This is a genomic window from Candidatus Poriferisodalis sp. (assembly GCF_965208925.1).
Lineage (GTDB): Bacteria > Actinomycetota > Acidimicrobiia > Acidimicrobiales > Poriferisodalaceae > Poriferisodalis.
The window spans coordinates 3,224,075-3,244,208 of the sequence record NZ_OZ242364.1 but is presented as its reverse complement, the minus strand read 5'-3'; the positions used below and the strand labels follow the sequence as shown (position 1 = coordinate 3,244,208).

General features: G+C 63.6%; 15 protein-coding genes. 10 read left to right on the top strand and 5 right to left on the bottom strand.

From position 1 onward, the window contains the following. The first annotated feature begins 5 nt into the window (after positions 1–5). The 6 genes from ACOGI5_RS14290 to brxL all read left to right on the top strand — a co-directional run bounded on the left by ACOGI5_RS14290 (position 6) and on the right by brxL (position 12,884). Positions 6–764, top strand: coding sequence for a BrxA family protein (locus ACOGI5_RS14290; protein WP_419865079.1), 759 nt, complete (start codon positions 6–8; stop codon positions 762–764). Beyond that, positions 751–1,323 (top strand): BREX protein BrxB domain-containing protein, encoded by a 573-nt coding sequence (locus ACOGI5_RS14285; protein ID WP_419865078.1) that lies wholly within the window; start codon positions 751–753, stop codon positions 1,321–1,323. The genes ACOGI5_RS14290 and ACOGI5_RS14285 overlap by 14 nt, the downstream gene beginning before the upstream one ends. After that, a complete protein-coding gene (gene brxC, locus ACOGI5_RS14280) occupies positions 1,320–4,778 on the top strand; it encodes a BREX system P-loop protein BrxC (protein WP_419865077.1) in 3,459 nt (1,152 codons plus the stop codon). Before ACOGI5_RS14285 ends, brxC begins: the two co-directional genes overlap by 4 nt. Beyond that, complete coding sequence (gene pglX / locus ACOGI5_RS14275; RefSeq protein ID WP_419865076.1) at positions 4,775–8,407, top strand: BREX-1 system adenine-specific DNA-methyltransferase PglX; 3,633 nt, start codon at positions 4,775–4,777, stop codon at positions 8,405–8,407. The genes brxC and pglX overlap by 4 nt, the downstream gene beginning before the upstream one ends. 287 nt (positions 8,408–8,694) lie before the next feature. Continuing rightward, entirely contained in the window at positions 8,695–10,890 is a 2,196-nt protein-coding gene (locus ACOGI5_RS14270; protein ID WP_419865075.1) for a PglZ domain-containing protein, read from the top strand. After that, positions 10,887–12,884: a protease Lon-related BREX system protein BrxL gene (brxL, locus tag ACOGI5_RS14265; RefSeq protein ID WP_419865074.1), complete on the top strand. Its 1,998-nt coding sequence runs from the start codon at positions 10,887–10,889 to the stop codon at positions 12,882–12,884. Before ACOGI5_RS14270 ends, brxL begins: the two co-directional genes overlap by 4 nt. 115 nt (positions 12,885–12,999) lie before the next feature. On the opposite strand, the gene ACOGI5_RS14260 is transcribed toward brxL, so the two are convergent. The 3 genes from ACOGI5_RS14260 to ACOGI5_RS14250 are packed head-to-tail and all read right to left on the bottom strand — an operon-like array spanning position 13,000 to position 14,656. Next, positions 13,000–13,674 (bottom strand): DUF4145 domain-containing protein, encoded by a 675-nt coding sequence (locus ACOGI5_RS14260; RefSeq protein WP_419865073.1) that lies wholly within the window; start codon positions 13,672–13,674, stop codon positions 13,000–13,002. A gap of 6 nt (positions 13,675–13,680) precedes the next feature. After that, a complete protein-coding gene (locus tag ACOGI5_RS14255) occupies positions 13,681–14,340 on the bottom strand; it encodes a nucleotidyl transferase AbiEii/AbiGii toxin family protein (protein ID WP_419865072.1) in 660 nt (219 codons plus the stop codon). A 4-nt stretch (positions 14,341–14,344) separates the two neighbouring features. After that, positions 14,345–14,656, bottom strand: coding sequence for a transcriptional regulator (locus ACOGI5_RS14250; protein WP_419865071.1), 312 nt, complete (start codon positions 14,654–14,656; stop codon positions 14,345–14,347). A 199-nt stretch (positions 14,657–14,855) separates the two neighbouring features. On the opposite strand from ACOGI5_RS14250, the gene ACOGI5_RS14245 reads away from it, so the two are divergent. From ACOGI5_RS14245 to ACOGI5_RS14235, 3 genes are all read left to right on the top strand, one after another. After that, positions 14,856–15,644: a PP2C family protein-serine/threonine phosphatase gene (locus ACOGI5_RS14245; protein ID WP_419865070.1), complete on the top strand. Its 789-nt coding sequence runs from the start codon at positions 14,856–14,858 to the stop codon at positions 15,642–15,644. Between the two features lie 25 nt (positions 15,645–15,669). Continuing rightward, positions 15,670–15,909 carry a hypothetical protein gene (locus ACOGI5_RS14240; RefSeq protein ID WP_419865069.1) on the top strand — a complete coding sequence of 80 codons (240 nt, stop codon included), beginning with the start codon at positions 15,670–15,672 and terminating at the stop codon, positions 15,907–15,909. A gap of 88 nt (positions 15,910–15,997) precedes the next feature. Beyond that, positions 15,998–16,684: an O-methyltransferase gene (locus tag ACOGI5_RS14235; RefSeq protein ID WP_419865068.1), complete on the top strand. Its 687-nt coding sequence runs from the start codon at positions 15,998–16,000 to the stop codon at positions 16,682–16,684. Between the two features lie 66 nt (positions 16,685–16,750). On the opposite strand, the gene ACOGI5_RS14230 is transcribed toward ACOGI5_RS14235, so the two are convergent. Together ACOGI5_RS14230 and ACOGI5_RS14225 are read right to left on the bottom strand one after the other, a co-directional pair. Next, entirely contained in the window at positions 16,751–17,581 is an 831-nt protein-coding gene (locus ACOGI5_RS14230; RefSeq protein ID WP_419865067.1) for a GNAT family N-acetyltransferase, read from the bottom strand. A 16-nt stretch (positions 17,582–17,597) separates the two neighbouring features. Continuing rightward, positions 17,598–18,311 carry a GntR family transcriptional regulator gene (locus tag ACOGI5_RS14225; RefSeq protein ID WP_419865066.1) on the bottom strand — a complete coding sequence of 238 codons (714 nt, stop codon included), beginning with the start codon at positions 18,309–18,311 and terminating at the stop codon, positions 17,598–17,600. Positions 18,312–18,423: 112 nt separating this feature from the next. Between ACOGI5_RS14225 and ACOGI5_RS14220 the strand changes: the two genes are divergently transcribed. Next, positions 18,424–20,112 carry an ABC transporter substrate-binding protein gene (locus ACOGI5_RS14220; protein WP_419865065.1) on the top strand — a complete coding sequence of 563 codons (1,689 nt, stop codon included), beginning with the start codon at positions 18,424–18,426 and terminating at the stop codon, positions 20,110–20,112. The last annotated feature ends 22 nt before the right edge of the window (positions 20,113–20,134 follow it).

Below are 20,134 nucleotides of genomic sequence, written 5' to 3'. Positions count from 1 at the left end.
CGGTGATGAGCTCGAACATCTCGAAGCGTGGCGCCCTGCTCGATGACACACGGCAGTTCGTCTCGTTGTGGGACGACACCTTGTCAAGCGCAGCGAATCTGTCGCTCATCAACGAGCAGAACCTGCTTGGGTTGCCTTCGCAGTCGAGGGCATCCGATGTCACCATGTACGCCCTCCGCCCTCGCTTTGTCGACCCGGGCGAGGACTTGGTCCGGGCTCTCCGCATTCTCTGCGGCAACCCCGCTGCTTTCTCTGACGCTTGCTACTACGAGGCTTCCAGAGCCGACCAGCTTCTCGGGGCTTTCGCCGAGGGACCGCTCGCTGGCTGGTACGACGAAGGCCGGCTCGGAGTTAACGCGGATCTGGCCGAGCAATGGCTGACCGAGCTCGAAATGGCCGAGAGTGTCCCAGCCTGGTCACCATCGCTGAAACGACGGGTTGCCCAAGGGCTGCTGGCCACCCTGCGCGACTTTGGACGTCTCGAAGGCGCGACGAAGTCACCCAACAAGGAGATCACTGGCCCTTCGATCTCGGATGGTGGATTCGCCTACGTCGCCTACCGACTCCATCAGGGCGGTGAGTCGAGCCGCGGGCTCTTGACAGCGCCGGTGTGGAAGCGATGGCTGCTCGACGGACCTCGGATCGATCAACACATGCACCGCCTCGCCGCAGAAGGGCTCGTGTACTACGACCGTGCCGGCTCGAGCTTTCGGATCGACTGGCGTGTCGAGAGTCTGGTGGAGGTCGCTCGTGCCGTTGCCTGAGCCCGTCGCCAACATCGCCGAACGGATCGTCAGCTACTACGAGACGCAGGCAACCGTGCCCTTCTTCATCTACCAGTACGAGCCGCAGGACGAGTACGCCGTGAGGCGGGAGCTGAATGATCTCCGCATGTGGCTCGAAGCCGACCCGCGGAACATCGAATGCGACACCGTCTCGCTCGCCGACGTCTTCTGGAAGACCCTGGAGGAGGGTGGCCAACTCGACGAGATCATCAACCTCGAACGGGCCGGTGCCTACGAGGAAGCGCAGCTCGCTGTTCGGCAGGTGCTGAGCGCACGCCCCACATTCGCCGACCGCGTCGTCGACCGGGTTCAAGCTAGGCAGACCGATCGCTCGGCAATCTTCCTGTACCGCGCTGGCGCGCTCTATCCGGCCCACCGCACGAGCACGCTGCTCGACGAACTCAAGGCTCGCATCGACAGCCCGGTCACGCTGCTCTACCCAGGCAGCATCTCGGGCGACTACGGCCTCCGGTTCATGGGCAAGACCGAGCCGACATACGGCTACCGAGCCCTCATCATCCCCCGAGGTGAATCGTGAGAATCGAAGAACTGTTCAGCCGGCCGATTGACCGCAAGATCGAAGAGGTCATCAAGGTCGACGACGAGTCCACGATCCTCACCGAGGTCGAGGAGTACATCCCGACCGACCACATTGCGTCCGAGCTCACTGACGTGCTCGACAGGTTCCAGGAGATGATCCTGAACCCGAGCGAGACGGTCAATATCTGGGTGTCCGGCTTCTTTGGGTCAGGCAAGTCTTCGTTTGCCAAGGTGCTCGGGTATCTCATCGCCAACCCGGAGATCGGCGGCCGGCGAGTTGCCGAGCGATTTTTTGAGCTCAATGAGATCCCGCGCGCCAGCCAACTGCTCCGCACCGTCCACTCGCAAATCGAGGCCGAGGTCGTACTTCTCGATCTCGCCACCAGCCCCAACGTGTTGCGCGAGGGCGAGGCAGTGGTGCTGCCGGTATACCGAACGTTGCTCGAGCAGCTCGGCTACAGCCGCGACGTCACGCTGGCCGAACTCGAGTACGCACTCGAGGGACCCGATGAGACGATCGGCCTCGGGCAGTTCCTCTCGACGTACGAGTCGGTGAATGACCGGTCGTGGAATGACGACCGCAACGTCATCACAGCCAAGAATCGGGCCAGCCGGGTGCTGCACGAACTCGACCCCGACACCTACCCCTCAGCAGACTCTTGGTCGAACGCCGCCAGCCCGCCGGAGATCAACGCCAACTGGTTCGCTGACCGTGCGCTGGAGATGCTCGCAAGGCGCCGAAGCGGGACCACGCGCCTCGTGTTCATCGTCGACGAGGCGGGTCAGTACGTCGCTCGCTCTGTCGACCGGATGCTCGGCCTTCAGGGTCTCGCTGAGGCCTGCCAGAAGAAGAAAGGTGCGCTCTGGCTGCTCGCCACGTCGCAGGAGAAGCTCACCGACGTGGTTGACAGCCTCGAAGGCAAGCAGACCGAACTTGCCAAGGCCGTTGACCGGTTTCCGATTCGCGTCGACCTGCTGCCTTCCGATATTGACGAGGTCACCGGGCGGCGCGTCCTTGACAAGAGCGCCGACGGCTCTTCGGCTGTTCGTGCCGCTCTCGACACGGATCGCAACAAGCTCGCCACGTCCGTCGCCTTGCAGTCAGACCGCTACGAGCCATTCGGCGAAGAGGACTTCGTTCGCCTGTATCCCTTGGTGCCGTACCAGCTGCAGGTCCTGATCGACGCTGTCTCGGCCCGACGCGCTCAGGGTGGTGCGCCACAGACGTTGGGCGGGTCAAACCGCACGATCATCAAGCACACGCAGCAGTTGATCACCAACCCGGCAGTCGGGCTTCACGGCGATGACGTCGGAGCGCTCGTGACACTGGATCGCTCCTACACCCTCCTTGAAGAAGTGATCCCGACTGCGTGGCGCCACGAAGTCGAACAGGTCGCCAGTGCACATGGTGACGACAGCCTCCACGCCAAGATCATGCGGGTTGTGGCGCTGTGTACCGACGTTCCCGGAGTACCGCTCTCTCCGCGGAACTTGGCGGTGCTCCTGCACCCGAGTACGCACGCAGACCCCCTCGAATCGGAGGTCCGCGACGCGCTCGCGGACCTTGTGAGGGAGGACCGTCTGCGCGAGGGTGATGACGGCTATCGGCTGCAGACCCCGGAACAGAAGAACTGGGAGAAGGAACGCAGGCAGATCGACATCGGCGAGCGCCACAAGAGGATCCGCAAGACGTTGTTACGTGACCGTCTCGGATCACTCACTGTCAAGAAGGGCCGAACTTTCAGGCTTGAGCTGACCGTCGAGCGCGAGAAGCTCACCGACGGCGACATCAGTCTCGACATTCGAGAAACCGATGATCTCGACGCCCTGCGATTCACCTCACGGGCAGAAGACAACGACAGTCGCATCTACTGGGCGTACGAGACTCAGAACGACACCTTCGAGGCGCTGGTCGAGCTCTATCGCAGCGAGGAGATGATCGACCGTCACAAGAACGATCAAGGGGAAGCCGAGCGATTCCTGCTCCAGGAAGAACGCAAGCGGGCGGACCGTCACGGGCAAACGGCCAGTCAGCTGCTGGCCCGAGACATGATCGGCGGGACGGTTGTCTTCGGCGGAACCTCACAGGCGGCACCCGAGGGCGAGCTGCAACCGGCCGCTCAGAAGGTCATCACTGACCACCTCGACAAGATCTATCCACGGCTCGAGGAGTTCACGGCGACGGTCAGGCGAACCGACCCTGTGCAGGTCTTGAAGGCGGACTCCCTGGCAGGGCTTCCAGACTGTTGCGGCGCGGACGGACTGAACGTTGTGACGATCACGAGCAGCGGGCACGAACTCGTGATCGGCAGCGGGCCGATCGAGACCGTTGTCGGCCACATCGGTGCCCGCAAGCAGTACAACGAGGATCAGAGCGGCCAGCAGCTCGAGCGGCACTTCGGGAGCCCGCCCTTTGGTTGTTCGCCCGAGGCGCTGCAGGTGGTTCTGGCCACCGCTATTCGGGCCGGGCTCCTCGAAGTCGTCTCTCAGGCATCTCGGATCACGTCGTACACGGACCACCGTCTGGAGCCGATCTTCGCCAAGCTGCCAACATTTCGGGCCGCTTCGTTTCGGCCTGCCGAGGAAAGCGGACCCGATCTCGATGTGCGCGGCAAGGTCACCGAGTGGCTGCACGAGTTGACCGGAGAGCCGGTCGGCATCGACGTCGGATCGCTCGCGCATCGTGGCCGGTCGGTGTTCGATGGCTTTCGTCAGCCCTGCACGGAAGCCATGTCGACATTCCGAGGCGCTGGCCTCGACGTGCCTGAGCAGCTCGATGTCATGCATGAACTCCTCGAGCGTCTGTCAGGCGACGACGATGACCTGGTCGTTGAAACTATGCATGAACGCCGGATCGATCTCGCTGACGGACGAACGGTGGTGACTGCACTCGCCTCGGTTGCTGAACACGAGATGCCGACATTGCGCTCTGCCGTTGCGGCGAGCCGCGATGGCCTCCAGCTTGGCGATCCCGACATCGTGGAGGAGGCCACAGCACTCGGCGAACTCTTGGCCCGTGCGCGCTACGGCGATGATCTGGCGAAGATCAAGAGCCATACCACCAAGATCGAACAGGCCAAGGCCAACGCTTTGGCTTCGCTCCAAGACGCCGTCGCCGAGAAGGTGGCGGAAGCCACCTTGGCGCTCCGATCTCGATATCCGTCTGTCGATGACGATGTCTTCGACGAGGCGATCGCTCCGCTGGCCCGCCTCGCCGACACCGCCGAGATCCCGTTGCTACGGGCAAACATCCAGAGTGTCGACGGTGCAGTCGGCTCGGTGTCGGACGCGTTGGATGCTCTGGTGGCAACTCGCGAGGTCCGCCATGTGCGCGCCGCCGAAGTCTGGAGCGCACCTATCACTTCCGAGACCGAGCTGGATGCGGCGCTCGGCCGGTTGCGAGAGGCAGTCCTGAGCGAACTTAGCGAAGACACTGAGGTCCGGCTCCGGTGACCGTGGCACTGGACGGTGCTCAGCGGACAGCTCTTGGCAACCTCATCCAGAAGGCGCGGTCGCTACTTGAGATCGACTTGGCATCGACGTTGGAAGGCGAATTCGGTATCCACCGCAGCGACGGACGGATCGAAGATGCCGAGGCCCTGCCGCTCGATGCGTCTGAGGCGGCGGTCAGACTTGACCTACTCGACGTCATCGCTTACTTGCGCAGCGAAGGCGAGACAGAATCCTCGGCAGTCGAGCGTCTCATCCGCGAGGCCGCCTTCACTCACGTCAACCGGCTTGTCACCCTGCGGGTGGCGGAAGGACTCGGCGTGCTGCCCGAAGCGATCGGCAACGGACTCGTCTCGCAAGGATTCCGCGACTTCGCCGAGATAGCGCCCGCCAGCGCGAATGAGGAATGGGAACGCTTCCGCCTCCTCGTGCGGATCTGTGCTGATGAACTCTCGGCCGATGTCCCCGCGCTCTTCGACCCTCGCAACCCACTGCTCGAACTTGAGCCGTCGACGGCAGCGTTCTCGGAATTGATCGAGCTTTTCGTCGCTGTCGACGAGTCGATCTGGTCGGCACCCGATGCGCTTGGTTGGTCCTACCAGTTCTTCAACTCGTCCGATGAACGAAAGGAGATGCGGCAGTCTTCAGCTCCCCGAAACTCAAGGGAACTTGCAGTACGGAACCAGTTCTTCACGCCCTCGTACGTCGTTGAGTTCCTTGTTCAGAACGGCCTCGGCGTGCACCTCGCCGCGTCGTTCCCGGCGCTTGCGGGCGAATTGCCGATGCTCGTCGAGGTGCCTGAGCCCGCCGCGGAGCCGATCGACCTCCGCGAGGTGAGCGCGCTCGACCCGGCTTGCGGGTCCGGTCACTTCCTGCTCGGTGCTTATGACGTGCTGGAGGCCGCTTGGCGGCACGCTGGCGTCGAACCTGGAGACGCGGCGCCTGACATCGTCCGGTCGCTGTGGGGCATCGACATCGATCCTCGCGCTACCCAGATTGCGCAGGCCGCTGTGATCCTTCGTGCACGGCGTCATTGCCGCACGCCACTGCCGAAACCGAACGTGATCTGCGCCCGCTCACTGCCAGACACTCCAGAGGCAGACGAACTAATCGCCACCCTGCCGCCGCACGTCGGCCGGGTCGTGCAAGCGATAGCCGAGGAACTCATCATGGCTCCGGTGCTCGGTCCGCTGCTCAAGATCGAAGAGAGGCTCGACCGGGAGGCGCGTGATGTGTTCGGGACCGGCCACCTTGAGGGAACTCTTTCCGAAGGGTGGTCTGGCGGTAATGCCGTGAACGTCGAGTCTGTTGTCTTGGAGACGCTGGAGACGATTGCTGACCAGACGACGTCGACCGTGGCACAGAGACTCTTCGCTGCCGAAGCACACGACGCCGTTCGCTTCATCGAAGCCATGAGCCGCCGGTACACGGCGTGTTTGATGAATCCACCCTTCGGCGAGCCTGTCTTTGCGTCCAAGACTTACCTGAAGGCGGCCTACCCGTGGATTCCGAATAAGGACTACAACCTTCTCGCGGCGTTTGTCGGACGCGGGCTTGAACTCGCTGAGGAGCGGGTCGGCACATGCGCAGCGATCACGTCACGTGGAGGTCTGATTACCAGGACCTTCGAAAAGTGGCGAAGGGAGGTGCTGCTTGCGAATCGCTTCGTCGTCCTCGCTGACCTCGGTGAACGGGTGATGGAAGACGCTCGGGTCGAGGCTGCGGCGTACGTGCTGGCTCGGGCAGAGCCGGAGGGTGAAGGCGTGTTCCTGCGCGTTAACTCTGAGGTGGATCGAAGCAAGGCTCTGAGGGAAACGAGCGGCGCACACCGCGTCGGCAACGATGACCACCGCGTATACGTGGTCGAGCTTTCCGAGTTTGGAGCAGTGCCGGGCTGGCCCGTCTCGTATTGGATGAGCCAAGCGATGAGGGATCAGTTCCGCTCTCGGCCTGCGTTCGCAGCATGCGCGGAGGTGAGGCAGGGACTGGCAACAGGTGATGATTTTCGGTTCGTACGAGCAGCATGGGAGGTCAACCCCGAAAGAGTCGGATTCTCGACAAGTGACACTCGACATGGTTGCCGCTGGGTGCCGTTCGCGAAGGGTGGCGCATACAGCCCCTTTTGGGGGGACATCCACCTCCTCGTGGACTGGGAAAACGACGGGGAGCGCATCCGCGCTTGCAGCGGCAGCCGGGCCCAGAACACGCAGTACTACTTTCGGCGCGGGCTTACCTGGCCACGACGAACGGTGAAGGGCTTCAACCCCCGAGTGATGCCGGATGGAGCGGTCTTTGCCGACAAGGGAAGTGGTGTGTTTATTGATGGTGACGGTGAAGAGGCGCTTCTATGCGCCCTCGGTTATCTGCTCTCCCGAGCCGGACAGATGTTCCTGGGCTACTTGACGACGTTCGGATCTTGGGAAGTTGGTGCTGTCAAGAGGCTTCCGGAGGTTCCGGCATTTTGGGACAGCGGTGCAGTCGCCGCAGCGGTTGCGAGGATCGTCGACTGGAAGGCCGCCAATGACACTTGGGACGAGACGACAGGTCGGTTCCTCGCTCCCTACGGTCGGGTCGAGCCGGCCGCGACGCCGTTCGCCGAGCTAGCGGCTGTGGATGAAGCGGTGCTGGACGCCATGGGGTTCGATGAATCCGATCGCCGGATGCTGAGCGAGGAATTCGGAGCCCTGCCGACGAGCTACTCACAAGGAGGGCACCAAGGAAGCGTCCCGCCAGTTTGGTGGCTGGACGAGGACTTGGAGGAGCGTGTCCACGAATTGGCGCAGGGCCACGTTGGACCTTATCGAGCGCCACCGACGGGCGAGAAGCAGCTCGCTGATCTGGTCTCCTACGCCGTCGGTTGTGCTTTCGGTCGATGGGATATCGAAATCGGCCGAGATCCCTCGAATGTGACAAGTTCGACTCACCCCTGGGAGCCGCGCCGCCCCCTACCTCCAGGGGCACTTCGAGCGGCACGTGCGAGTTACCCAATCGAGGTTGCTTCCGATGCTGTCATGCCGGATGATCCAGGCGAAGACCGCGACGTAAGCCGTCGCGTAGCGTTGGCGCTCGAGTACATCACAGGCTGTTCGGTAGAGGATCTCAGCGCCTCGCTCGTCGGCGCACCGATGCAGCTGAGCCGCTACATCCGCACGAAGTTCTTCTCTCAACACCTCGTCCAGTACTCGATGAGCAGTCGTAAGGCTCCGATCTACTGGCAGCTCCAGGTTCCTTCGAAGGCATGGGGTGTCTGGCTGTACATGCCTCGCCTATCTCGCGAGATGCTGTTCGCCACCGTTCGAGAGGCTGAGCAGCGCCAACGATTGGCGGAACGACGGATCGCCACGCTGCAGCGGGAGTACGAGGACGGTGGTGCTGGCCGACCTATCGCTGCTGTCTCGAAAGAGCTTGGCGCTGAGCAGAAGCTCGCCGTCGAGCTTGTTGCCTTCAGGGACGAAGCGGATCGGATTGCCAACTTTGGATGGGAGCCTGACCTCGACGATGGGGCGGTGCTTAACGCCGCGCCGTTGGCGTCGCTGTTTCCGGCATGGAAGGACGCTGCGAAGTACCGCGCTGAGCTGAGGCAAGGCAAGTACGCATGGTCGACGGTCTCGAAGTACGCGGATCAGTTGTGACGCCAGTACGAGACCACTTGGCAAGGGAGCTTGCTAGCAAGCTCCAGCGGTACGGCGTCGTTATCTGGGATGACCGAGAGCAGTCCTATGGCGCGGTCGCCGGTGAGATCGCTCCGGAAGGCGTATCCGTCGCTACGTTCGATGGAAGCTGGTTTGCACTCCGACGGGACATCGAAGCGCAACTCGCTGGAGCGACATCACCCAACCTGCTTGTTTACGTTTCAGCTCCGGCGCCCGAGAACGACCCACTTGAGGAGTTGCGGTCGGTCGGATTCTCGCATCGCAGCTTGCTTCCCACCGTCATCCGCAATTCGCTCCGGGGCCAGCTGACCGATCAGCGGCTTGAGGAGTTGGGCAAGCAGTGCCAAACCCTGGCGGAGGTGGAGGCGGCACTGGACGCCGGTGCCAGCGAGGCGGATGCGCGACTGATGACGCTGGTGGGTGAGTCAGGAACAGCAGCTATCGCCCGGGCTCTGCTCTCGGGCTCGTACGACGAGCAGCTGACGGAACCTGTGCTCCTCGATGCCGCCCATGCCTTTTTTGCGAAGTCGACCGGTGCCAAGGCCGACGTCGCCAACGGGGCAGCTCTCCGCTCAGAAGTGTTTCGCCACTTCGTACTCACAGTGCTCCACGAGGCGACGGGGATGCTGCCCGACGATTTCACCGGGGCATTCGCGTCGGTCACGGCGCCACAGCGCAAAACCGTCAACGACACGTGGGGCCTCCTCCGGGCACTGTCCGAGAGCTCGGCCGCCATCGTTGAACTCGCCAACGAGGCTGACAGCGCGTTGCACACAGCCGCTGTCATGACTTGGCGGGAGGGGATGAGCAGCATTGATCTCACCCCAGGCATTGAGGAGCTTGCGCTGCTTGAAGCCAGACGCCTTCTCGGCGAACGCGATTGGCATGCTGCGAGCGAACTGGCCGAGGAGCGCTTGCAGTCGAGCTGGTGGGCGCAACCGAACCGGCTGGAGGGTCACGACTTTCATGCTCGGTGGCGTGCAGTTGCCGCCATCGCTGGTCTGAACGCTGCTCTGGAGAGCGAACTGCCCGCGGCCGCGTCGTTGGCATCCGTTGTCGACTGGTACTCGTCGACCGGCTGGGAGGTCGACAGCGCCTACCGCCGCATGGAGCTACTGAGAGTCAGCGCCGGCACCGATCTGCATGAGTTGGACGATGCGTTCCGGCTCGGCCGCCAACGCTACGAACAGTGGCTTGACCAAGTGCTGCGGCGGACGGCGGAGGCGATTTCCAGCGATGCGAACGTCCCCGATCACGAGCAGCAGCGCCGCATTCACCATGCAGAGGTGCGCGGCCGGACTCGCACGGCATATGTGCTCGTAGATGCTCTGCGGTACGAACTCGGCCGGGACCTCGCTACCAGGCTTGGGCGACTGAATGCGACCGTCGACGTGCGCGCAGTGGCAGCTGCTGCTCCGACGATCACGCCGATAGGCATGGCCGCAGTCACGCCTGGTGCGGAGGAACGATTCGACATTGATCTGAATGCGGATTCGCGCCTCGCGGTGCATATCCAGGGAAGGACCGTCCGAACGGTTTCTGACCGAGTCAATCGGTTCGAGAAGGTTCACGGCAAGGTGGCCGATATACCGCTCGACAAACTGGCGCAGTACACCAATCGCGAACTCAAGAAGCACATCGAGGGAGCGTCCCTCGTGCTCGTTAGGTCGACCGAGATCGACGCAGACGGCGAGACCGACCAGCTCGCTGCAAGCTGGGGCTCGTTCGATTCCACGCTCGATGTGCTCCAAACCGCAGTCGCTCGTTTGCTCCACGCCGGCATCCGGCGCGTCGTTCTCACAGCCGACCACGGATTCCTCGCCGTCCGCGAGCTAGGGGAGAAGCTGCGGGTCGACAAGCCGCCAACCGGCAGGGGAGAGCCGCATCGACGGGCTTGGATCGGCACCGGCGGCACCGCGACGGACTCGACCGTGAAGGTGCCGCTGTCCGACTTCGGTATCGGCGGCGGTCTCGACATCATCGCCCCGCGGGGGCTCGGCGTGTTTGTGGCCAGCGGTGGTCTGCAGTTCTTCCACGGCGGACTGTCTCCGCAAGAACTCGTCGTGCCCGTTATCACGGTGGTGTCGGACGAGCCGACAGCCGAGCCGAAGTATGAGATCGAGTTGTCTGTGGCGGGCGGACGAATCACCACCGGTGTCGTCGCCGTCACGATTCAGATGACCGGCGACTTGTTCACCAGTGAGAGCCCTGTACGGGTCGTCCTCTCGCAGAATGGAAAGCGCATCGCTCGAGTCGTCGGTGGCGACGGTTTCGACCCGGTCACTGGCACCATTGACGCGGCAGTGGACAAGAGCCAGGTGATCACCATGCGAATCTCGGAGAATCTCACCGCCGGTTCTGTGGCCATCCTCGAAGTGCTCGATGCTTCGACCGGAATTCGCCTCGGCGATGCTGTTGATATCGAGGTGGCGGCTCACGTGATGGTCCAGGAAGAGTTGTGACGGAGCGCGAACACGACCGCCTCGACGAGCTAGCCAACCGGTTCTTCCCTGGCCGAGTCGTGCGTAAAGATCTGGTGCGTCAGGTCAAGGTCGGCGCGTCAGTGCCCGTTTATGTGCTCGAGTTCCTCCTTGGCAAGTACTGCGCCTCATCCGACCCGTTCGAGATCGAGGCTGGCCTCACCGTCGTCAATCAGGTGCTCGCCGACAACTTCATCCGACCTGACGAGTCCGAGCAGGCGAAGGCTGAACTGAAGAAGAAGGGCAAGCACCGCCTGATCGACAAGGTCGATGTCCGTTTCGTTGAGTCCGACAAGAAGTTCTGGGCGACGTTGGCGAACTTCGGGTCGAAGTTCATCAACATCCCTGAGGAGACCGTTTACAAGTACGAGCGTCTCCTCGGCGGCGGTGCCTGGTCGCAGATCGACCTCGTCTACAACGACCTAGAGGACAAGGCGCAGAAGACACCCTTCTACATCGCTGGACTGAAGCCCATCCAGGTCGCTGCCTTCGACCTCCCCGCCTATGTCGATGCCAGGCGGGAGTTCAGCCGTGACGACTGGCTCGACCTTGTCGTGCGGACCATCGGTCTCGAGCCAACCGAGTACGACCATCGCGGCAAGCTGCTGGCACTCACGCGCCTGCTCCCGATGGTGGAACGGAACTACAACCTCATCGAGCTCGGGCCGTGGGGTACCGGGAAGTCCTTCGTTTACCGTGAGTCCAATCCGAACGCGATCCTCATATCAGGCGGCAAGGTCACCGTCGCTCAGCTGTTCGTGAACATGTCGAGCGGCCGAGTCGGTCTGCTCGGCACGTGGGACGTCGTCGCCTTCGATGAGGTCGCCGGCCTCCAGATGGGGGATTCGACCGTCGTCAACATGCTGAAGGACTTCATGGAGTCCGGGTCATTTGCTCGCGGCAAGGAAGAGATCCCGGCCGAGGCGTCGGTCGTGTTCATCGGGAACACCTCGAAGCCCCATGAAGAGCTGGTTCGTACGGCACACCTCTTCGCCGATCTTCCGCCGCAGATGATCGATCCGGCGTTCCTTGATCGGCTGCACTACTCCCTGCCTGGCTGGGAAGCTCCGAAGCTCGAAGCGAGGCTCTTCACTGATCACTTCGGATTCGTGTCTGACTACTTCGCCGAGGCGATGCGCCAACTCCGCAAGAGCAGCCAGGTGCGGGCGATCGACGCTGACTTCGGGCTTGGCTCGCATCTGTCGGCCCGAGACGAGCGCGCTGTGCGCAAGACCGTGTCGGGTTTGGTGAAGATCCTGCATCCGCACGGTGAGTGGGGCCACGGTGAACTGCGGGAGTACCTCGAGTTCGCCATGGAGGGTCGACGCCGGGTCAAGGAGCAGCTGAAGAAGCTGGCGTTCCACGACTATGCCAAGACGGCGTTCTCGTACCTGGAAGAGGACACCGGGCGCGAGATCTGGGTCGAGGTTCCAGAGCAACCGGATGAACTTGAGACCGAGCCCGACCTCGATGTGGCTGAGGTCGAGCACGAGCAGCGCCGCTCGACGGCAGAGCTGATCGAGGCAGGCGAGAGCAAGACCGTCGAATACAAGCAGACGGCGCGCTTCAACCCCTACACCGGCAAGGCCGACAAGAAGCTTGAGCACAGCGTCCTGAAGTCCGTCGCTGGATTCATGAACGCTGGCGGGGGCGTCCTGCTGATCGGCGTGCACGACAGGCAGAACCCGACCGGATTGGCGGATGACTACTCAACGACGGGCAACAACGGTCGGGACGGTTTCGAAAACTGGCTGATCACGCGGCTCGACCGAGAGATCGGGAAGTCGCCGACGGCCACCCTCATTGATGTGACATTCGAGGAGTTCCCGGAAGGCGACGTCTGCAGGCTCGACATCCGACCGAGCCCGAAGCCGGTCTACCTGAGCGACGACGCCGAGTTCTACGTGCGGATGGGCAATTCGACGCGGCTCTACAACACGAAGGACGCACTGGAGTACATCCGCTCCCGCTGGTAGACGTCGCCGAGCGACCCTGGCGCACGGCACGAGGGGGTCACCCCAGCGCCATCACTGCCGTGCGGTCCCGAGGCTCGATGTGCAAGACCGGAACCCGAGCCTTTGTGATGCAGCCTCAGAACGGCTCTTCTTCCGGATTGGGCCGCTGCTCGAGTTCTGCCCAGACCTGGGGCTTGACGTAGAGATCGTCGATTAGTTGATCGATCGCGACGAACAGCCATTTCACATTGGCGTCGGCCGTCTCGGCGCTGATCCCATAGATGTCGTGCGAGGCCTCGTTGCCTTGGACCCGGATTGCACTAAGTCCGCTCTTGAGTAGTGACGAAAGATCGAGCTCTTGTTCAGCCAGCTCGATCAGCTTGAACAGCGTCTTGTTGTTAATCGAGTGCCCGGCATCAGCAAGGTGACGCTTGAGCAGCGACTCCAGGAGGAGTCTGAGAAGCGCGCAGGCGGAACGAGGCGAGAGTCCAGCTACCGCGGCAGCCTCCCGGTAGAGATCCACTTCTTCGCCATTCAGGCCTTGATCCGGTGCCTGACGGATATCCCGGTGGAAGGCGGCGAACCGCTCATCTGACCATCCGTCGAATGAGTGCTCCGATGGGGTTCGCAACCAGTAGGCCAGAGTTGAGCAGTCAGCCCGCGCACAGCGGGCCAACCAGATACTGCTGCCGGCGGTGTCCAGACGAGGTGACTCTGACACTTCGTCCAAGATTTCGTTGAGCGTTGTCTCGACAATTCCCAGCCAGACCCGTTGGTCGGTGATCCGGCAGGCGGGACACTTGACGGCCATCTCCTACTACTCCGATGTGCTTCCGCGATCATTGCGTGACGATTGGCTTGAGCGCGGCAGTTGGCCGCGCCAGGAATGAACCCAGTCGCGCAGTGTCTCGAATTCTGGATCGGTGATCGGGAACGCTTGACGTGGATGGTGGTCGAACACGCTGAGGGCGTCGCGCAGCTGTTCGAGGCTGAAACCTTGATCCTTGTCGGCGGCGAAGTCGCAAAGGTCTATGACGTCGAATCGGGCGGAGAGCGCGTAGACGTCGATGAAGTCGCGTGGCTCGGCACGACCGAAGAGAGCCAGCAGTTTGTCACCGGCGAGGTCTTCAGCAGCGAGGACCCGACCCTGCGCGGTGGACACTGGAGGAAACGCACGGCCGGAGATTCCGATGTCGATACTCAGCTCGTCGTTGCCGTCTCTGACGAGGAGACGCACGAATTCAGCACTCGATCTCTCCATGGCGACGCCGAGACCTTCTTGCTCGAGAGCGGAGCACGTCGCCTCAGCGAAAATGCGTACATCAACGTCAGTGGGCGAGAAGAAATCCAGGTCCGTAGTGGCCCGGTCGACGATGCCGTGAACAATGAGCGCACCGCCGCCAGCCAGAGCCACTGTGTCGGCCTCGGGCAACCCCGCGATGATGCTGCGCACACGTTGCTGCAGCGACGTCAGCACAGTGCTAGGCAATCAGCTCGCGGTCGCGCAACCAGTCGTCCCAGCGTTGTCGCACGTGCGGTGAGAGCCACATGTCGGACCACATCTCCACGAGCAGCTTGAGGTCGATATAGCGGCGTACGTCGTCGCACGTGCCTTCGGTCATCACCAATTGATACACGTACATGCGGTCGCGACGGTCGTCGAGATCGAACTCGCCCTGACCGCTCCATGCGAGGCGGCTCGGGAGCTTCACACGCCCGCGTTCAGGCGCGAGCGTGTGCTCCGCGAGATCGTCCGGTATCTCGACAGGTCGGGAAAAGCGCGTCGTTGCCACTGCACTCAAGTCTAAGAACCGCACGAGAAAGCCCGATGACAAGCCCCAGACGTCCTTCGCCGTCAAAGGCGACGCTGGCTCCATGGTGGCGTCTTCCTGCAGCCGCGTCCGCGAAAACGACACGGGCCACGCTGTGCTGGTTCGGTACGGTCGGATTGAGGATGCAGATGGGAGTGGTGGGATGTCCGAGAGTTCTGCAGTGAGCATCACGGCAGAGTTGACGACGCGGGCTGAGGTTGGGCCGCGGGATCGGCAGGAGGACCGCGTCCGGACGGTCGTCAACGCTGACGGCTCGTGGGTGATGGCGGTGGCCGATGGGCTGGGCGGTCATCCGTTCGGGGACGAGGCTGCCCAGGCCGCAGTGGATGCGCTGCCCGAACGCATTACCAGCCAGGCAGATATGGCCGCAGCGTTCGACGCAGCGAACGCGGTCGCGTGGGGCTTGCATCCCGAGATGCGCAGCGCCGACGAGGGCGTGTCGTCGGTGATCGCGCTCACGACGCTGGTGGTTGCCGCGTGGACACCCGAAGGCCGCCTGCTGGTGTCGTGGGCAGGGGACTCGATGGCATTCTTGGTGCCGATCGCCGCCGGGCCGGGTTGGCACAGCACGCCTCATGGCGGGCCGATGGGATTCGTCAGCCGTGGCGTCGGCATGTTCCGGGCCAGCACGGGCAGCACCTACGAGCTGCCGGCGGGCCACCTCGAGAACCTCAGCGAGGACGTGCCGGCAGCCCGTGTCCAAGGCTGGATCAGCGATCAGGGCCTGCTGGTCGTGCTGGCCACCGACGGGCTGTTCGACCCGGTATTGATGACGCATGATCGGGGCTGGTTCGGCGACGATCCAGACGATCTGAGCCTCGGCTTCGCTCTGCCGCCCGAACGGCGGGAATCGGCCGACACAGTTGCCGACACGCTGATGGACACCGCCCGCTTCGCCGGCCTCATCGACAACACCACCATCGCGGTCGCCCGTCTCGCGCCGGGCTGAGATCGTACGCAGATAGAAAACGTACGTGCCGAACAGGATCATCAGCGTGCCGGACGACGTGGTGCCGATCATCGACAGCCTGGACGTGCCGTTCTCGAGGTGGGTCACCGGGCAGCTCCGGCGCCATGCAGTCCAGTCGACCATGTCATTCGCCGATCAGCTCGTGGCCGATGCAGCATTGGCCGCGCCCGGCGGACTGACTCGCGAAGACGCCGCGGCGATCGGAGGGCGGATGGCCTCGGGCACTGGTCGATGCCATCGATGACGGACTGCGAGCCGTCCTGAGTCTGTGACCGTTGGCCTGAAGCCCCCGAACTCGGACGACGACACTCGGTAATCAAGAGAGGACATGTATGACATCGCCCCTGCACGATCCTGCGCTCGAGGCACTGCTCGATCGGCTGCACGCCGAGAGCGACGCGCAGGCCGCCGAGACGTCGGCGTTCTTCTCCGAGGCGCGGCGGGAGAGCGGCCGAGATCGGACCCAGCGCGGCTTCGACGACGACATGCGCCAGTACCTCGCCGACAAGCTCGTTGCGCTCGATCGCGACAAGGCGATGTTCTGCTATCAGGTCTGCCGCGCTCTGGGCGCTCGGCGTGTGGTCGAGGCCGGGACGTCCCACGGGGTGTCCACCCTGTACCTGGCCGCCGCCGTGCGGGACAACGGTCATGACGACGGCGTGGTGATCGCTACCGAGTACGAGCCGGACAAGGCCGCCGTCGCCCGGGCCAACTTCGAAGAGGCAGGCCTGGCGAGCTGGATCGAGCTGCGGGAGGGCGATCTGCGCGAGACGCTGGTCGACTGCGGGGGACCGATCGACTTCCTGCTCGTCGACATCTGGCATGTCGCTCTCGACGCTCTCGAACTGGTCGCCCCCGCCCTGCGCCCCGGCGCGGTCGTCGTCACCGACAACACCATCTCGTCCGCCGAGGGCTACCAGCCGTACTTCGAGTTCCTCAACGACCCCGCCAACAAGCTCCGCACGATGACCCTGCCGTTCACCGGAGGACTCGAGTTCACCGTCCGCGTCGCCGAGTAGCGGGCGGCAGGCGCCACATCGTTCGGCTGTCGACTGTTCCACCCTCGCCGCCGCCATTGTGCGGCGCTACGGGTGGCTGAATCGGTATCGAGTCACTTCTTCGACGGCGCGATAGCCCAACGACCGGTACAGCATGTTGGAGGTCGAGTTCGCGAGGTCTGTGTAGAGCATCGGGCGGAGTCCGTCATCCAGGATGGCGGTGGTGATGGCCGCAACCACGTTGGCTGCGAATCGCTGACCTCGGTGTTGGCGGGGGGTGAAGACGGCTTGCACCCGGCTGATGCCGGCGACGGCAGGCGTACGTGCAGCCATGCTCACGCTCCTGCCACAGTCCCAGATCCAGAGCTCATGCTCCGACAGACGCTGGCGTATCAGCCAGTCCGAGTCGGGCACCGGGTCGCCCGTCTCCGCGCCGAACTCATCAAGCCAGCCGATCAGTTCGTCGGCATCGGTGTCTACGGCTCGCCGCAACCGACCTTCGGCCGGCTGGGGCGGCAGCAGCGCCTCTGCTGCGCAGATTCGTTGGGCGAAGCAGGGGACTGCGGCGCCATTGGTGCGCTCGGTCCACTTGCCTGCGAACAACGCTGCCGTGGCGGCGTCGGCGCTGACTCCTGGCAGGTCGACGCCAGACTCGGCGATGGCCGCCGCCGCGGCGTCAACAGCCTCCTTGTCCATGGGCGAGACAAGGGCCATCGACTCAGGCGAGTGCTGGGCGACAAGTCCGCAGACTCGCGTGCCGTCGTCGACCCACCAGAACTGCCCGCCGTCGCCGCTTGGCTGAGGCTGGCAGAGGATCTCCATCACCACGCAGTTGCGCAGCGGGTCTGCCTCCAGAAAGGACCGTCCGACGCGGTACGCCTCGCCTCGATCACGAGACGAGAACACCCGGACTGGCATCGATCGGCCGCCGAAGTCAGGTGGTGAGCTGAGTGGCGAAGCGGTAGCGGTCGCCGCGGTACACCGATCGGACGTACTCGAACGCATCGCCGTCTGATTCGAAGGACTGGCGGGTCATCAGCATCATGGGCGTGCCGATCTCGGTCTCGAGCAGCTTGGCTTCCTCCGGAGTGGCCGGCGCGGACTCGATCGTCTCGAGCGCGTGGTGGGGGGTCACGGAATAGTCGTCGACGAGGATCTCGTAGAGCGAGACGTGGTCATTGATGAGCCGGGCGATACCGGGGAACCGAGTCTGGGAGAGGTGGTTGATCTCGAGGGCCAGCGGAACGCCGTCGGCGAGGCGCACGCGCGAGATGACGGTGATGGGGTCGCCGACATCAATGCCGAGCGCGTCGCCGATCGTGTCGTCGGCGCACTCGTCGGTCACGGAGAGAACCCGTGAGCTCGGCTCCATGCCGAGCTCGTGCATGTCCTCGGTATGGGAGGACAGGCGCAGCGGCAGTGTGAGCTTTGGCTCCGCCACAAAGGTGCCGTGGCCCTGACGTCGCATGATGCGCCCTTCCCGGGAAAGTTCCTGGAGGGCTTGTCGGATGGTGGTGCGGGAGGTCTCGAATGAGGCGGCGAGCGTCCGTTCGTCGGGCAGGGGCGCGCCGGGCTGGAGGCCGTCGATCTCGGCCATGATCACTTCTTTGACCCGGTAGTACTTCGGCAGTCGCTGTGTGTCGGTCATGTGCAGGCGTTCCTCCGCTCCCAATGTTGACACTGAGATTGGTCTATGCCAATATGCAATGGTCTAGATCACCGCTGAAAGGTCCAGACCAGACTATTGGAGGGAGTCCCACATGAGCGAAAAAGCACGTTGGTTGACGAGGATGGTCGCCCTGTTCGCGGCACTCGCGTTGTTCGTCTCCGCATGTGGCGACGATGCAGACGAACAGGCCGCTGATGACACGGCTGCTCCGACGGAACAGGCCGATGACTCGCCGGATGCCGCGGCCGACGACCCTGGAGACGACCCCGACGCCGGGGACAGTGACGCCGCCGCTGACGACGCCGGTGACGCCGGCGACGAAGCCGAGACCGATGACAGCCCTGCCCCGCCGACTGGAACCATCGTGGTCGGCCGAGCTGCGGACATAGATGTTCTCGATCCGCATCGGGCGACGGCGTTCCAGTCGGTGCAAGCTCTCGAGCTCGTCTACGACACACTGCTGAGCCTCGGCGCGGACCTTGCGGTCGGCCCCGGCCTCGCCGAGAGCTGGGAGTTCTCCGCCGACGGCCGCACCCTCACGCTGCATCTGCGCGAGGGCGTGATGTTCCACGGCGGCGATTCGTTCGACTCCGGCGATGCTGCCGCCTCGTTGAACCGGATCCTCGACGAGGAGACGGGCGCGGTCACTCGGGCGAACATCGCATCGATCGCTTCGGTGGACACACCCGACGCGTCAACGGTCGTCCTGAACCTGTCGCAGGCCGATGCCCCGATCCTGGCGTCGCTCGCTGATCTGAACGCGGCGATGATGTCGGCGGACGCGATCGCGACCGGCACCGTCGACACGTCACCCGACGGCACCGGGCCGTTCGTCTGGGGCGAATGGCAGCAGGGCGAATCCCTGACGCTCACGGCCAACCTCGACCATTGGCGAGGCGCGCCGCAAGTCGGAGGAATCGAGATTCGAGTGCTGCCCGATGAAGCCTCGCTCCTGGCGGCAGTCGATGTGGGCGAAGTCAACGTCGCTGTCATCACCGATCCGCTCGTGGCCGTGCAGGCCGGAGGCGACGTGGAAGTGCTTCGCACCCCCGCACTCGCGTACCACGCCCTGATGATGAACTCGAACCGAGGGCCGTTGGCCGATCAGTCCGTGCGGCACGCCATTTCGTGCGCGATCAACCGTCAAGAGGTCATCGACTCGGCGGCGCTCGGCGAGGGTGCCGTCACGGGTCCGATCACCATCCCGGCGTACCAGTCCCCGCCCGATGGGCTGCCATGCGGCGGTCAGCAGGACGTCGCTGAGGCTCGACGACTGCTCGATGCAGCCGGACAGGGCGCCGGATTCGAGCTCAACGTCATCGTCCCGATCTTCTACGCCTCGGCTGTCGATGAGGCTCAAGTGGTCCAGGCCCAGCTCGGCGAGGTCGGCATCGCACTGGACCTCGAGGTGCTCGAGACCGACGTCTATGTCGAACGGTGGTTGGCAGCGGACTTCGACGCTGCGGTCGCCCTCAACAGCGGAAAGATCGACCCGCACCAGATGTATGTCCGCTACTGGACATCAGACGGCAACCTCAACCCGATCGCCTCCTACTCTTCGGACATCCTCGACGAGCTGATGGCTGCCGGACGGGTCGAGACTGACCAGTCCGCCCGGGTCCGCATCTACGCAGAGTTCTCCGCAGCGCTGCAGGAGGCGTCGCCGTGGATCTGGATCTACAACGGCTTCGAGTACCGGATGCTCAATGGCGTGGACAACTTCACGCCCATGCCCACCGGCTCCCTCCAGTTCCTGCGAGAGGCGTCGCTCGTCGAATGACACCTCCGGCCAGCGCCGGTCT

What these genes read in the sequence shown, in the direction of transcription:
- ACOGI5_RS14290 (WP_419865079.1), top strand. Translation starts at nt 6, where the DNA reads ATGAGCTCGAACATCTCGAAGCGTGGCGCCCTGCTCGATGACACACGG.
- ACOGI5_RS14260 (WP_419865073.1), bottom strand. Translation starts at nt 13,674, where the DNA reads ATGGCCGTCAAGTGTCCCGCCTGCCGGATCACCGACCAACGGGTCTGG.
- ACOGI5_RS14235 (WP_419865068.1), top strand. Translation starts at nt 15,998, where the DNA reads ATGACATCGCCCCTGCACGATCCTGCGCTCGAGGCACTGCTCGATCGG.
- ACOGI5_RS14230 (WP_419865067.1), bottom strand. Translation starts at nt 17,581, where the DNA reads ATGCCAGTCCGGGTGTTCTCGTCTCGTGATCGAGGCGAGGCGTACCGC.
- ACOGI5_RS14225 (WP_419865066.1), bottom strand. Translation starts at nt 18,311, where the DNA reads ATGACCGACACACAGCGACTGCCGAAGTACTACCGGGTCAAAGAAGTG.
- ACOGI5_RS14220 (WP_419865065.1), top strand. Translation starts at nt 18,424, where the DNA reads ATGAGCGAAAAAGCACGTTGGTTGACGAGGATGGTCGCCCTGTTCGCG.